Source organism: Croceivirga sp. ABH4_376 (assembly GCF_056160685.1).
The window spans coordinates 88,138-103,675 of record NZ_JBSWXQ010000003.1 but is presented as its reverse complement, the minus strand read 5'-3'; the positions used below and the strand labels follow the sequence as shown (position 1 = coordinate 103,675).

Here is a 15,538-nt window from a genome sequence, read left to right as displayed (position 1 = left end):
AATCCATTGTTTACGTTACTTTTGCAACCTAAAATTTAAAATATGGCTAAGCAAGCAGGAGAAAATAAAGGAAAAAACACAGTCACATTTGATGTTCTTATCGAGATTCCAAAAGGAAGTAGAAACAAATATGAGTATGATTTCGCCTTGAATAAAATCCGTTTTGATAGAACATTATTTTCATCCATGATGTATCCTGGAGATTATGGTTTTGTACCAGAAACCTTGGCTTTAGATAAAGATCCATTGGATGTTTTGGTATTGGGTACGGAACCAACCTTTCCAATGGTAGTTATGGAGGTGCGTCCTATAGGTGTTTTTCATATGACGGATGAAAAAGGACCTGATGAAAAAATTATCTGTGTTCCGGTTAACGATCCCGTATGGAACAGAAAAAAAGATATTAGTGAAATAAACCCGCACAGAATGAAGGAAATAGAGCATTTCTTCGCGGTTTACAAAGATTTAGAAGAGAAAAAAGTAGATACTGGTGGTTGGGGAGATGCACAAGAAGCAATAAAAATTTTCCAAGAATGTGTAGAGCGTTATGAGAATAGCGAACACAAAGCCAATAGAACATTTATGATATAAGTTCTCGCTTCAATAAAATTATAAAGCCATCTTTTACTTGAAAAAGATGGCTTTTTTTATTCCTATACAATTGCTTACATTTAGAAGATGTTTAAAAAATTAACAGAATAATAATTAACTGACTAAACTGATTTAAAACTATGGAGCAACTTGTGAATTTTTTGCCAGCATTTGGTGTGTTGGCACTGTTGTATGTTTTTATTAGATCCGGATGGGTCTCTAAACAAGATGTGGGCGATGAAAAAATGGCCCGTATAGCCAAAAATATTGCCGACGGAGCCATGTCTTTCTTAAAAGCAGAGTATAAAATACTAAGCGTTTTTGTACTGGCCGTTGCAATTCTACTATTCTTTAAAGGGAGCAATGAGACAGGTTCTAATGGCATGGTTGCCGTTTCCTTTATTGTAGGTGCTATCTGTTCCGCACTGGCCGGTTTCATTGGAATGAAGGTGGCAACAAAAGCAAATGTACGTACAACGCAAGCGGCAAGAACTTCTTTGGGGAAAGCTTTAGAGGTAGCCTTTGCAGGAGGCGCAGTAATGGGGCTAGGTGTTGTTGGTCTTGGTGTTTTAGGATTAAGTGGCCTATTTATGGTATATAGCGGTCAAGGCTGGGCCTTGGGCGAAGTGTTAAATGTTTTATCTGGCTTTTCTTTAGGAGCCTCCTCTATTGCGCTTTTTGCGCGTGTTGGGGGTGGTATTTATACCAAAGCGGCAGATGTTGGGGCAGATTTGGTAGGAAAGGTAGAAGCGGGTATTCCTGAAGATCATCCGTTGAATCCTGCGACCATTGCAGATAACGTGGGAGATAATGTAGGGGATGTAGCCGGTATGGGTGCAGACCTTTTTGAATCCTATGTAGGTTCTATTATTGGTACTATGGTGTTGGGTGCTGCATTTACGCAAATACCGGCATTCCAGTCTTCGTTTGATGGGTTGGGAGCGGTTTATCTTCCTTTGGTACTTGCCGCCGTAGGTATTTTAATGTCCATTATAGGAACGTTTTTTGTAAAAGTTAAAGATGGGGGCAATCCGCAGACTGCCTTAAATATTGGTGAATTTGGTTCTGCCGGATTAATGTTGGTGGCCTGTTACTTTATTATAAATATGATGCTGCCAGAAAGTTGGTCTTTCAATGGTGTAGAATACGGTTCTTTAGGTGTTTTTATAGCCGTTTTGGCAGGTTTAATTGCTGGTTTAGCGGTTGGTAAGGTTACGGAGTATTATACGGGAACCGGAACCAAACCGGTAAATAGCATCGTGCGTCAGTCAGAGACCGGCGCCGCTACTAATATCATTGCTGGTTTGGGCGTGGGTATGATGTCTACTATGTTTCCAATTATTTTAATTGCTGCGGCCATTTTAGTCTCTCATCATTTTGCTGGCCTTTATGGTATTGCCATAGCGGCGGTTGGTATGTTGGCCAATACGGGAATACAATTGGCAGTAGATGCCTACGGACCCATTTCTGACAATGCCGGTGGTATTGCAGAAATGGCAGAATTACCGGGAGAAGTACGTGAGCGTACAGATAAGTTAGATGCAGTAGGTAATACTACGGCGGCCATAGGTAAGGGCTTTGCCATAGCCTCTGCAGCCTTAACCGCTCTAGCTTTATTTGCAGCGTTTATGCAAACTGCTGGTGTAACCGGTATAGATGTGTCTAAACCTACGGTTATGGCTGGTTTGTTAATTGGTGGCATGCTACCTTTTGTATTCTCTGCTCTTTCCATGAATGCAGTAGGTAGGGCGGCAATGGCCATGATAGAAGAGGTTAGAAGACAATTTAGAGACATACCGCAATTAAAAGCAGCCTTAGAAGTTATGCGAGCGGTAGATACGGATATGTCCAAAGCTACTCCAGAACAGCGTGCTATTTTTGATGCGGCAGACGGTGTAGCGGAATATGATAAATGTGTGGCCATCTCTACACAAGCTTCTATTAAGGAAATGGTATTACCGGGCTTACTGGCAATTGCAGTTCCTGTTGCTGTTGGTTTTATTGGTGGTGCAGAAATGCTAGGTGGGCTATTGGCAGGTGTTACAACCTGTGGGGTTTTAATGGCCATATTCCAATCTAATGCCGGGGGTGCTTGGGATAACGCTAAAAAAACCATAGAAAGTGATGGCCGCAAGGGAACGGATGCACATAAAGCAGCAGTTGTGGGGGATACCGTTGGTGATCCATTTAAAGATACATCTGGCCCTTCTTTAAATATTCTTTTAAAATTAATGAGTGTAGTTGCTTTGGTAATTGCCCCAAGTATAGCAGTAAGTGCGGATAGTACAGAAATGGCTGTAAATATTGAAAAGAGGGTATGGATTGATGAAGATGGAAAACGTCATGAATTAACTGCAGATAAAGAAATCCATTTTTCGGATGTGCAAACAAAACAGAAAGAAGTAAAAGTAGAAATGCTTAAGAACGAGGATGGTACGGTTACTGCTACTGTTACCTCTAGTGTAGATGGAGAGGCAACAGAAAAAGTATTCACGGGAACTGAGGAAGAGGTAAAAGCTAAACTTAAAAGTCTAGAACAGGTAGAACTAAAAATAGAATAGTATATTTATGTACTACAAATTAACTTCCCCGAGTTATTTAAGAAGCCACCTTTTAAAAGGTGGCTTCTTTTATTTACTGCAGTTTAAAAGTAATTGGTATTGAAAACGGAACTTTAACCGGTCTTCCGCCTTGTCTTCCAGGTTTAATGTTCGGTAATTTCGCCATAATTCGGCTTGCTTCTTGTTCTAAAATTTTATGAGGTCCACGCAGTTGTACATTGGTAATTACCCCACCTTTATCAATAGTAAATAAAACATGGACCTTACCTTGCAAATTCATAGCTATGGCTTGCTCAGGATATTTGAACGTGTTTTTTATATGTAGAAGCATCATTTCTTGAAAACAGGCCTTTTTGTCGATCGCATTTTCGCACCCGGGAAAAATTGGTGCTTCTTCAACTAGGTTAATAGGAATTATTTCGTCCTCTGGTTCCTCAATCACGGTAATTTGGTTTACGGCCAAAATGTTGTGGGTTGTTGCGCTGGGTATTTCAATTAGGTCTTCAATTGTTCCTGCATCGTCTTCCTCAATTTTAATGATTGTTGGAGCAGTATAGCTTTTTTTAGGTGGTTCTTGTAATGTATGATAGGTAATAGGGGGTGCCTCGTCTAGACTAGTAAGTTGGGCGCTAATTTGTTTATAACGAGGTAAGGGCTTGTAGGTTTTCCACTCAAGAGCTAGGTAGCTTAAGCAAAGAATTAATGCTAAACCACTTACAAAAAACAAATTCCTAAGGGGTTCTAATTGAGTTTTTGGATGCTTTTTTACATTCATGACACTTAAATTTTAAAATTAGTGTCTTTAATGTAGTAAGCATTGGTTATGGGTAAAACCAACAATGAGTAAACCCTGCCAATTAATGAGTAAACTAATAATTGACAGGGTTTTATATTTAGTTAGTTTGGTTTCTTAAACTGCAGAGCGTAGCTTCTTTTTTGCAGGGTAAAGACTTTCTGCCCATTCAATAGCTTCGTGCAAATCCAAAAATGTTTGCATTTGGTTGCGAACAAACATTTTTTCTAAAAGGCTATTATACCATGCTTTCCCTTTTTTGGATGCTACTACTGCATATCCTTTTAAATTGTATTGGTACTTAAAAAAATGAACCCAATCTGTAGGTACAACAGAGTAGTTGTTTACCCGGTTAGAGATATAAACTAAGTCTTGGCCGTTATTTTCATATAAATCTGAAATTTCTGCCACTACTTTTTTGGCATGCTCCTTCCAATTAAAGATTATATCTTCCTTAATTTCTGCAATAATAAAATGCTCAAACAAATAATAATCGCCATGCGCATAATTAAGTTCTTGAAAAGCACGGTGATAATGGGGGGATTGTTTTATACTTAACATCTATTCCTTCTATCATTATTTTCTGTAACAAAATTAGGTCTAGAAGAAAACAATATAAGCGCAACTCGTTTAAATGCAACTATTTTAGTTGATTAAACTAAAAAATTCTTTTGACGATAAAAAGAGCAAAACATCGAAGACAGGCAATTTAAGAACAACTGAGAATTGGTACTGTTACTCGAACAGTCCGTGAATCTCTGCATCTATCCTGTTGATTATATTACCAAGGTCTTCTGGGTTAGATACGAAATCGATATCATCAACATCAATTATCAATAGCTTTCCTTTTTCATAGGTGTTGGCCCAGGCTTCGTAGCGTTCGTTCAATCGGCTTAGGTAGTCTATGCTTATACTGCTCTCATAGTCCCTGCCTCTTTTATGTATTTGTTTTACCAAATTTGGGATAGAACTTCTTAGATAAATCAATAAGTCTGGCGGTTGCACCAAACTTTCCATCAATTCAAATAAACTTTTGTAGTTGTCAAAATCCCTATTGGTCATTAGACCCATGGCATGCAGGTTTGGGGCAAATATGTGTGCATCTTCATAAATGGTACGATCCTGTATTACCTTTTTACCGGCTTCCCTAATATTTAAAATTTGTCTGTACCTACTATTTAAGAAATAGATTTGTAGGTTAAAACTCCAGCGTTCCATTTGAGTATAAAAATCGTCCAAATAAGGATTGTCCACAACATCCTCAAAATGTGCTTCCCAATTGTAATGTTTGGCTAACAAAGTAGTTAAAGTGGTTTTACCAGCTCCAATATTTCCTGCAATGGCAACGTGCATGTTCGTTTTTTTTAAACAGAGTTCTTAAATGAATAGGGGGCTGCAATATACAAGTAATCCTAGGTCCTAAAAAATCTTTTTAAGCAGGTAAAAAAGAAAAATAATATTCAAATTTTTTTAAGACAGATTAAACCTTTTTTGCGAGAAGAGGTCTAAAGTTCATAAAACAACCATATACATGAAATTGAACCACATTTTAACCGTTTGTACCATCTTTTATTTGGGATTTATTTGCGCTCAAGATTTTCAAGGCGTAGCAACGTATCAAAGCAAGACAACTTTAGATATTAATTTAGAGGGTAGACGCATACCAGAGGACAGAAAGGCCGAGATAATGGAACGGATGAAAAAAGGTATGGAGCGTACCTACGACTTAAATTTTAATAGAACTGCAAGCTTGTACACAGAACAGCAAGCTTTGGAAACACCCAATACCGATGGTAGGGGAGGCCGTTTTAGAATGATGATGGGTGGCTCTTCTGGAATTTACTACAAAGATGTACAGACCAAAACATTTAAAAGTCAAAAAGAACTATTTGGAAAAGTATTTTTGGTAGTAGACAGTTTGGAGCAATGGCAATGGAAATTAGGTGCAGAAACCAAGAAAATAGGGAACTATACGGCCTACAAAGCAACGGCAATTAAAACAATAGATACGTCCAAAGTTAATGCGTTTAGAGGCTTTGGCCCTCCACCTCCACCAGGAGAAGAGGAGAAAAAAACCATACAAAAGGATAGCACCACGGCAAAAGGAAGTAATTCGCTTTTAAGCCGAATTAACCAACCTACAGAGAAAGAAGTTGTAGCGTGGTATACTCCGGAAATTCCAGTAAGTACAGGGCCAGGAAATTATTGGGGCTTGCCAGGACTGATTTTGGAAATTCACGATGATAAAACCGTAATCCTTTGTTCTAAATTGGTGCTAAATCCAGCAGAGAAATCTAAAATTGAAGCGCCTAAAAAAGGTAAAGAGGTTACCCAAAACGAGTATGATGAGATTCTTGTGGAAAAGATGGAAGAAATGTCTGAAAGATTTAGAGGGGGAAACAGAGGTAGACAAGGCGGATTTAGACCAAGAGGCTAATGAAGGGTACATATAGAATTACGGTATGGGTAGGGAGTTTACTTTTTACCGTAGGAGCACTGGCACAAAACATTACCCTAAAAGGTATGGTTAAAGATAGTCTTCAAAATCCATTGGATATGGCCAATGTTATGGCGGTAAACCAAGAAGGGCAGGCGTTAGATGGCTTTGGAATTACCAGCCCAGAAGGTAAATTTCAATTTAGTATCAAGGCAAATTCTACCTACACGGTAAGAGTAAGTTTCTTAGGATTTACTACTAAAGAAATTCCGTTGGCCACAACGGCACAAGATGTTAATCTAGATATAGTTTTATTTGAGGCAGCAGAAAGTTTAGATGAGGTAGAGGTGGTCTATGAAATTCCAGTTTCTATAAAAGGCGATACCATTATTTATAATACCGACTCTTTTGTAACGGGAACAGAAAAGAAATTAGAAGATGTTTTAAGTCGTTTACCCGGGGTAGAAGTAAATGATGACGGAGAGATAGAAGTAGAAGGTAAAACGGTAACCAAGGTAATGGTAGAGGGGGAGGATTTTTTTGATGGCGATTCTAAGCTTGCTGTTAAAAATATTCCTGCCAACGCTTTAGATAAGATAGAAGTATTACGTAATTATAGTGAAGTCTCCCAATTAAAAGGTGTTACCAATAACCAAGATAATGTAGCTATCAATTTAAAACTTAAAGCGGGTAAAAAGAAGTTTTGGTTTGGAGAAATTACTGGTGGTGCTGGTCTGGATGGCAGGTATACTGCTAACCCTAAGCTGTTTTACTATAGCCCTGATTTTAGCTTAAACCTGCTTACAAATCTCAATAATGTGGGCGAAGTAGCTTTTTCTAGAAGGGATTATTGGAATTTTACAGGAGGTTTTCAAGGGGCTACCCGTAACAATGTGGGTACAAGCTTTTCTACCGGTTCTGGCGGATTAGGAATAAGTACGGCACAAAACGATAGGGCAAAAGAGATAGACACTAAATTTGGTGCTTTAAACTTTACCTTAAAGCCATCAGATGTTTGGAAATTAAATGGCTTTGGAATCTACTCCTATACCAATACCCTAATGGAAACGGATGCAAGCCGGGTTTTTATTGCAAGTAACGAAACAGAACAAACCAGCGCTAGTACAGACCAAGTTTCTAAACTGGGGCTTATAAAATTGGGGTCTAATTACAAGCCTAACGATAGTTTTCAATGGAATTATGATGTTTTGGTAAGGTTGTCGGATGAGGAAGAATTAACAAACACCTTGTCGCTAACAACTACTACAGATAATATTACTGAACAAAACAGCCAAAGACCAACAACAATTACCCAAAACAGTAATGTATATTACACGGCAAACGAAAGCAATATTTTTGCTTTGGAGGCTAGTTATGAGTATGCAGATGAAAACCCGTTTTATAATGCCATTAGGCAGCAGCAACCTTTTTTAGGGACTATTCCTTTTAATGAAGAGCAGTCTGTGTATAATGTAAATCAGGATCAGTACACCCAAACGCATCGATTAGATGCTAAACTGGATTATTTTTGGGTAACCTCTCCTAAAAGTCATTTAAACTTTACCTTGGGTACTACGGTAAGTGAGCAACGTTTTAATTCTAAAATATTTCAAATTTTAGATAACGGTACTACGCAAAATTTTAATGAGAGTGAGCTAAATAACGATGTTGACTTTTCTTTTTCTGATGCTTACTTGGGTATGCACTACAAGCTAGTTGCCGGTAAGTTTACGTTTAATCCTGGTTTTCATGTGCATGCTTATAAGGCTACTAACGCTCAGTTGGGAACTTCTGTAAGCGATGATTTAGTGAATATAGTGCCAGATATGTTTATGCAATATCAATTTAAAGATTCGGAGAGTTTGCGCCTAAACTATAACATTACGCGTAGTTTTTCAGATATCAATAGCTTTGCTTCTGGCTATATCTTTAACAATTACAATACGTTATATCAAGGTAATCGCGATTTAGAAAGTGCGTTGTATCACAATGTGAGCTTAAACTTTTTCAGCTTTAAAATGTTTAATCAGCAAAATATTTTTGCAAATGCCTCTTACAGCAAACGCATTGATGCCTTTAAGACCAATACCAGTATTACTGGCATAAATCAGGTAAATTCACCTATAAATTCCAATTTAGAAGATGAGACCCTTTCTGCAAACGGTAATTACCAAAGAACTTTTGGTAAGGTAAAAGTTAGTGCCCAAACCGGACTTTCTTATGGTAACACCAATAACATTGTGAACGGTGATGCTCAAAATTCGCAATCCTTCACCCAAAATTATACGGCTTCTGTGGGTAGTAGTTTTGTAAATGCACCTAATTTAGAGTTGGGTTACCGCTACACGGTAAATGACTATAATACGGGTGCTACTAATTCCACATTTTATACAGATAGACCTTTTGCTAAGTTTGATGCCGCTTTTTTAAACGGCTTTGTGTTTTTGGCAGACTACGATTACTATTTTTATAGAGATAAGGCAGAAACGGTAGAAAATAAATACGGTTTCTTAAATGCCAGTTTATCCTATCAAAAGCCTAAAAGCAAATGGGAATATAGCATAGAAGCAACCAATTTAACCAATAATGAGGTGCTTAATAGGGATACCTATAACGACAATTTTATCAGTACTTCTGCCTATTTTGTGCAACCAAGGTATCTGATATTTAAAATTAAGTACGAATTATAATTTTCAATTTTGTCAAAAGCATTTGGCTTCCTACTTTTGTCCTCCATTAATGAGGAAGGATTTGACTGATTGCAACCTCAGAAGTTGAAACTGGTTTTCGGCGGAAATAAAAAAATGCTAAAAAGTGGTGTTAACTTCTTTGGGGTGTTTCGTCAAATCTATCCATAAAATTGAAACGAATGCCCTATTTATTTACTTCGGAGTCCGTTAGTGAAGGACATCCAGATAAAATAGCAGACCAGATTAGCGATGCCTTATTAGATAATTTTTTGGCATTTGACCCAGAAAGCAAAGTAGCATGTGAGACTTTGGTAACTACAGGTCAGGTAGTATTGGCCGGTGAAGTAAAGAGCGATACTTATTTAGATGTGCAAACCATAGCTAGAGAGGTAATTAATAAAATAGGTTACACCAAAGGGGAATACCAGTTTAGCGGAGATTCTTGTGGTGTAATTTCTTTAATTCACGAGCAAAGTCAAGATATTAACCAAGGTGTAGACCGTGCAACCAAAGAAGAGCAGGGTGCAGGAGACCAAGGGATGATGTTTGGTTATGCCACTAAGGAAACCGAAAATTACATGCCATTGGCTCTGGATATCTCTCATAAAATTTTGCAGGTTTTAGCGGATTTAAGAAGAGAAGGTAAAGAAATATCTTATTTACGCCCAGACGCCAAAGCGCAGGTTACCATAGAATATTCTGATGAAAACGTGCCGCAGCGTATAGATACAATTGTGGTTTCTACCCAGCACGATGCTTTTGATACGGACGATGCCATGTTGGCAAAAATCAAAAAAGACATTATAGAAATCTTAATACCACGTGTTAAGGAGCAATTGCCAAGCTATGTACAAGCTTTGTTTACTAATGATATTATCTATCATATAAACCCTACAGGTAAATTCGTTATTGGGGGTCCCCACGGGGATGCTGGACTTACTGGTCGTAAGATTATTGTAGATACCTATGGGGGTAAAGGGGCTCACGGTGGAGGTGCCTTTAGTGGTAAAGACCCGAGCAAAGTGGACCGTAGTGCCGCATACGCGGCAAGGCATGCTGCTAAAAATTTAGTGGCTGCAGGGGTTGCAGATGAGATTTTGGTGCAGGTTAGTTATGCTATTGGTGTGGTAGAGCCAACCTCTATTTTTGTGGATACCTATGGTACGGCAAAAGTTAATTTGTCTGATGGTGCAATAGCTAAGAAAGTAGCAGAATTGTTTGATATGCGTCCGTTTGCTATTGAAGAACGTCTAAAACTACGTAACCCTATCTATTTAGAGACCGCCGCTTACGGGCATATGGGTAAAACCCCGCAAACCGTAACCAAGGTTTATGAGTCTCCTTATAACGGTAGAATAGAAAAAGAGGTAGAGTTGTTTACTTGGGAAAAATTAGACCAAGTAGATGCGGTTAAAGCTGCTTTTGAAATTTAGAAGAATAATCTAAAAAAGATTTAGAATAGAAGAAACCGCTAAGCAATTAGCGGTTTTTTAGTTTAAATAAAATTAAAAACTTCGTAGTTTTAAATGCTAACAAACAGACCATCTATGAAGTTTATCTTTAAGTACACCGTATTAGTTGTATTCCTAATTGCTGCCCAAGCATGTAAAAAGACCGGCAAAGCTGATACAAATGCAGAATTATCAGATAATTACGTTGCCGATAATTACACCAAACAAGAAGTAGACATACCCATGCGAGACGGGGTAAATTTGCATACCACCATATATACTCCAAAAGATACCTCCCAAGAATATCCAATAATTATGCAGCGAACACCCTATAGTTCCGCGCCTTATGGAGAAGGTGAGTTTAAAAGTAAAATAGCCCCAAACGTTAATATGATGCAAGAAGGCTACATTGTAGTTTACCAAGATGTAAGGGGTAGGTGGATGAGTGAGGGACATTATGAGAATATGCGCGCATACATCCCTAACAAAACAAGTAATGAACAAGTGGATGAAAGTACGGACACGTATGATACTATTGATTGGTTGGTAAAAAATGTAAAAAACAACAACGGTAGAGTTGGGGTATGGGGAATTTCATATCCTGGAATGTATGCTACCTACGCTACCATAGATGCGCATCCTGCCTTAAAAGCCGCTTCGCCACAGGCATGTATTGGCGATTTTTTCTTTGACGATTTTCATCACAACGGAGCTTATATGTTAAGTTATTTTAGGGCCACCTCTCTTTTTGGTACACCTAGGCCAAATGGGGACAGCCCAATAGATACGGCCTGGTATACCTTGCCAAACATAGGAACAGAAGACCAATATCAGTTTTTCTTGGACCAAGGACCGTTAGAGAATTTAGACCGATTTTTTGAATATGAAACAGCGGATACCCCTAAAATGCGACCAGAAGGTAAAACAGACGATTATTTCTGGAACGAGTTAAAAGAGCATCCAAATTATGATGAGTTGTGGCAGAGCCGTGGTTTAATTCAACATTTAGATAAAACCAAGAGCCATGTTGCAACAATGGTTGTAGGTGGCTGGTTTGATGCCGAAGATCTGTATGGTCCTTTAGAGACATACAAGAATATAGAAAAGCACAACAAAGGGGCATATAACACAATGGTATTTGGACCTTGGGACCATGGCAGATGGGCACGCAGAAGCGAAAGAAATTTAGTAGGTAATTATTATTTTGGTGATTCTATCTCCGTTTTTTATCAGGATCAAATAGAAACTAAATTTTTTCATCATTTCTTGAAAGGGGAAGGTGACGAGGATTCTGGACTACCAGAAGCCTATGTGTTTGACTCTGGTAAAAAAGATTGGTCTCAATTTGATGCATGGCCACCCAAAAACACTTCTAAAAAGACCTTTTACTTGAGTGCCGATGAAAAGTTAACGGTGAATCAAGAAGCTACCTCCGGTATTCAATTTGTTAGTAATGTAAAGAAACCAGTACCGTATTCTGAAGATATTAAATCTGTTTTTACACCTAGAAAATACATGACAGACGACCAACGTTTTGCGGCTCGTAGGTCAGATGTCTTGGTTTTTGAAACCGAGGTGTTAGACGAAGATTTAACCATGGCGGGTTCCATATTGGCCAATTTACAGGTGGCCACAACTGGTACTGCGGCAGACTGGGTAGTTAAGGTTATAGATGTACACCCCGAAGATGTAGAAACTAATGAAGAAATGCAAGATCACCTAAAAATGAGCAACTACCATTTAATGGTAAGAAGTGAGGTTTTAAGGGGAAGGTTTAGAAATAGTTTTTCAAAACCAGAACCTTTTACCCCCAATGAAAAGACTGCCGTTACCCTAAAACTGCAAGATGTTTTTCACACCTTTAAAAAAGGGCACAAACTGCAGATTCAGGTTCAAAGTACATGGTTTCCGCTAATTGATTTAAATCCGCAAACCTATGTGGATAATATTTTCAAGGCTAAAGCGTCTGATTTTAAAACACAGACACATACGGTGTTTACAGATTCCAATATTGAATTTACTGTGCTACAGTGAAATCAAACTCCATAAAATATAGTTTAAAAAAGCGTCCTTGGCCTACCAAGGACGCTATGGAGCAAATCTATGAACTAGGTTTTTGGGGTAAAGGGAGCAATCTATATTATTCGGGTCATGGTTCTCATCATCCAGAATTTGTTACGCCCTATATCTCTGTGGTATCCCAGTTTTTAGACCGATTTACAAAACCGATTACGGTTTGCGACTTAGGCTGTGGGGATTTCAATATAGGGAAGCAGCTGCTTCCTTACGCTTCGGAATATATTGGAGTAGATATCGTACCAGCACTTATTCAATTCAACCAAGAAAAGTATAGCTTGGATGGCGTGCGTTTTAAGTGTTTAAATTTGGCAGAAGATGAACTGCCAGAGGCAGATTGTGCTATTCTAAGGCAGGTACTACAACATTTATCCAATAAAGAGATTGAAGGCATATTGCCGAAGTTATATCAGTACAAGTATCTAATTGTAACCGAACACCTCCCAGAAGGGGAATATCAGCCTAATCTAGATATTATTTCCGGTAGAAACATACGTTTAAGAAAAAATAGCGGTGTTAATCTAGAATTGGCACCCTTTAACTTTAAACCAATAGCAAAAAAGCAATTGATAACTATTCCAGATACCACAAATGGAGGTGTAATTATCACTACTTTGTATCAATGTAAATAGAAAACCCATTTTTGAATCAGTATACTTTTTTAGAATTCGGTTTATGGCGATTATTGTTTAAGTTTAAAACAAATCTAAGACTCATGAAAACTTCATCTTTTGTGTATATGCTTTTTATACTGCTTGTTTCTTACCCAATGCAAGCGCAAGAAACTGTTTTTGTGTCCGATTTTGTAGAGCGATTAGAAAATTCGCAAAAGTATGTAGAGCAAGTAGCGGAGCTTATGCCAGAGGAAAATTATCACTATAAGGCATCAGAAGAATCCTTGAGTTTTGCCCAAAATCTATTGCATATTGGCTTTGCCTTAAACTGGCATTCTAAAACCTTACTAGGTGAAATAAAAACTCCAACTTGGCAAGAAGATACAGTGTACAAAACTAAGGGAAAGTCAAAAAAAGAAATGCTAGCAATTCTGAATACCACGTTTAAGGAGGCTATTGCAATATTAAAGCAATTAGATTCTAGTGAACTGGACAATCGATTAGATTATTTTGGTTTAGATAGGAACAAACGGCAAATCTGTATGCTTTTGGCAGACCATATTACGCATCACCGAGCTCAGATGATTGTTTATTTAAGATTGAATGGTATTACACCGCCCCGGTATGTGCTGTATCAATAATTGAATTAAAAATTGGTTGTTAGGTCTGCATCAAACCAAAGCGATAAGTAACTGTTATAAATTCAATAGAAAAGTCCAAATCCTTTAAAAAATGGTAAAACATTAGGAATTGTAATTTTTCTGCCTTTATATTTGTCCTGTAAAGTTCACACACGTATTGAATAGTTATCAAGAAAGGTGGAGGGAATAGACCCTTTGAAGCCTTAGCAACCCTTGAATGCTCCCAGCAACCGCAGGTGCTTTAAGAAGGTGCTACATTCTACCCATTAGGGAAGGATAACACACAGAGAATTTCTCATCTATCTTCTTATAACTTTTTTATACCTGTTTACGACAAGCACGTCGTTGGCTTTTAGTAATCAATTTTAATTAGTCGATAAAAACAGAACACATGAGTAATTCACAATTTGCAACCAACGTTTTACATGCAGGTCATGACACCACCCAAACAGGCGGTACAAGAGCTGTTCCTATTTACCAATCTACCTCTTACGTATTTAATAATACGGACCATGCGGCCAATTTATTTTCTTTGGCAGAACTTGGTTTTATCTATACACGCTTAAACAATCCTACCAATCAGATTTTGCAAGAGCGTTTGGCAGCTATTGAAGGTGGCGTAGGTGCTGTAGTTTTTGCATCTGGTACCGCTGCCATTTCTACTGGTTTACTAACTTTATTAAAAGCAGGAGACCATATTGTAGCTTCTAGCAGTTTGTATGGCGGCACCTATAATTTATTAAATGTAACCTTACCAAGGTTGGGTATTACCACTACGTTTGTAGATGCAGAAGACCCTGAGAATTTTGGCAAGGCAGTGCAAGAAAATACACGTGCCATTTTTGTAGAATCTTTGGGGAATCCAAAATTAGATGTGTTGGATTTAAAAGGGATTTCTAAACAGGCAAAAGCAGCACAGGTTCCTTTTATTGTAGATAATACGGTAGCTACACCGGGCTTACTAAATCCTATTGAGCATGGTGCCAATTTGGTAATACACTCGTTAACTAAGTACATAGGTGGGCAAGGAAATTCTTTAGGTGGTGCTATCATAGATGCTGGCACGTTTGACTGGAGCAACGGAAAATTCCCAGAATTTACAGAACCTTCTGCAGGTTATCATGGCTTAGTGTATCATGAGGCCTTAGGTGCGGCGGCATTTACTTTTAAGTTGATTTTAGAAGGGTTGCGAGATTTTGGCGGAGCACTAAGTCCGTTTAACGCCTTCCAAATTATTCAAGGATTAGAAACCTTGCCTGTACGAATAAAACAGCATAGTGAAAATGCATTGGCATTGGCAGAATGGTTAGAAGGTAGGGAAGAAGTAGCTTGGATAAATTACCCCGGTTTAAAAAGTAGTAAGTATAATAATCTTGCGCAAGAATATCTGCCTAAAGGACAAAGTGGTATTGTTACTTTTGGCGTCAAAGGTGGGTTTGAAGCGGCTAAGCAATTAACAGACGCAACCAAAGTTTTCTCTTTACTAGCCAATATTGGTGATACCAAATCTTTAATCATTCACCCAGCAAGTACCACACACCAGCAATTGAGTGTGGAGCAGCAAGAAAGCGCAGGGGTTACCCAAGACTTGATTCGCTTGTCTGTTGGTTTAGAAGATATAGCAGATTTAAAAGCTGATTTAGAACAGGCTTTTGCTGCGGTAAAATAATACAGTTAACTAGGG

The 15,538-nt window shown here is 38.2% G+C and carries 12 protein-coding genes and 1 riboswitch; of the genes, 9 read left to right on the top strand and 3 right to left on the bottom strand.

The annotated features are described in order from the left end of the window. Positions 1-42: 42 nt before the first annotated feature. Positions 43-591 (top strand): inorganic diphosphatase, encoded by a 549-nt coding sequence (locus ACXAGS_RS08955; RefSeq protein WP_474906219.1) that lies wholly within the window; start codon positions 43-45, stop codon positions 589-591. Positions 592-731: 140 nt separating this feature from the next. After that, complete coding sequence (locus ACXAGS_RS08950) at positions 732-3,152, top strand: sodium-translocating pyrophosphatase (protein WP_474906218.1); 2,421 nt, start codon at positions 732-734, stop codon at positions 3,150-3,152. Positions 3,153-3,225: 73 nt separating this feature from the next. Here ACXAGS_RS08950 and ACXAGS_RS08945 read toward each other — a convergent pair whose 3' ends face one another. The 3 genes from ACXAGS_RS08945 to ACXAGS_RS08935 all read right to left on the bottom strand — a co-directional run bounded on the left by ACXAGS_RS08945 (position 3,226) and on the right by ACXAGS_RS08935 (position 5,298). Next, positions 3,226-3,927, bottom strand: coding sequence for an energy transducer TonB (locus ACXAGS_RS08945; protein ID WP_474906217.1), 702 nt, complete (start codon positions 3,925-3,927; stop codon positions 3,226-3,228). Positions 3,928-4,062: 135 nt separating this feature from the next. Further along, complete coding sequence (locus tag ACXAGS_RS08940) at positions 4,063-4,506, bottom strand: hypothetical protein (protein WP_474906216.1); 444 nt, start codon at positions 4,504-4,506, stop codon at positions 4,063-4,065. 174 nt (positions 4,507-4,680) lie between these two features. Beyond that, positions 4,681-5,298 (bottom strand): deoxynucleoside kinase, encoded by a 618-nt coding sequence (locus ACXAGS_RS08935; protein WP_474906215.1) that lies wholly within the window; start codon positions 5,296-5,298, stop codon positions 4,681-4,683. A 178-nt stretch (positions 5,299-5,476) separates the two neighbouring features. Between ACXAGS_RS08935 and ACXAGS_RS08930 the strand changes: the two genes are divergently transcribed. The 7 genes from ACXAGS_RS08930 to ACXAGS_RS08900 all read left to right on the top strand — a co-directional run bounded on the left by ACXAGS_RS08930 (position 5,477) and on the right by ACXAGS_RS08900 (position 15,523). Beyond that, the gene (locus ACXAGS_RS08930; protein ID WP_474906214.1) at positions 5,477-6,382 is read left to right on the top strand and encodes a GLPGLI family protein; all 906 of its coding nucleotides are present in this window, start codon (positions 5,477-5,479) and stop codon (positions 6,380-6,382) included. Then, positions 6,382-9,072, top strand: a complete 2,691-nt coding sequence (locus tag ACXAGS_RS08925) for a carboxypeptidase regulatory-like domain-containing protein (RefSeq protein ID WP_474906213.1) — start codon at positions 6,382-6,384, stop codon at positions 9,070-9,072. The genes ACXAGS_RS08930 and ACXAGS_RS08925 overlap by 1 nt, the downstream gene beginning before the upstream one ends. A 179-nt stretch (positions 9,073-9,251) precedes the next feature. Then, positions 9,252-10,505, top strand: coding sequence for a methionine adenosyltransferase (metK, locus tag ACXAGS_RS08920; protein WP_474906212.1), 1,254 nt, complete (start codon positions 9,252-9,254; stop codon positions 10,503-10,505). 114 nt (positions 10,506-10,619) lie between these two features. After that, complete coding sequence (locus tag ACXAGS_RS08915) at positions 10,620-12,557, top strand: CocE/NonD family hydrolase (RefSeq protein ID WP_474906211.1); 1,938 nt, start codon at positions 10,620-10,622, stop codon at positions 12,555-12,557. Between the two features lie 56 nt (positions 12,558-12,613). Then, entirely contained in the window at positions 12,614-13,231 is a 618-nt protein-coding gene (locus ACXAGS_RS08910) for a class I SAM-dependent methyltransferase (RefSeq protein ID WP_474906210.1), read from the top strand. Between the two features lie 83 nt (positions 13,232-13,314). Beyond that, on the top strand, positions 13,315-13,854 hold the full coding sequence (locus tag ACXAGS_RS08905; protein WP_474906209.1) for a DinB family protein: 540 nt from the start codon (positions 13,315-13,317) through the stop codon (positions 13,852-13,854). Between the two features lie 162 nt (positions 13,855-14,016). Beyond that, a riboswitch (SAM riboswitch) is annotated at positions 14,017-14,137 on the top strand. Positions 14,138-14,245: 108 nt separating this feature from the next. Then, positions 14,246-15,523, top strand: coding sequence for an O-acetylhomoserine aminocarboxypropyltransferase/cysteine synthase family protein (locus ACXAGS_RS08900; RefSeq protein ID WP_474906208.1), 1,278 nt, complete (start codon positions 14,246-14,248; stop codon positions 15,521-15,523). Positions 15,524-15,538 lie beyond the last annotated feature (15 nt).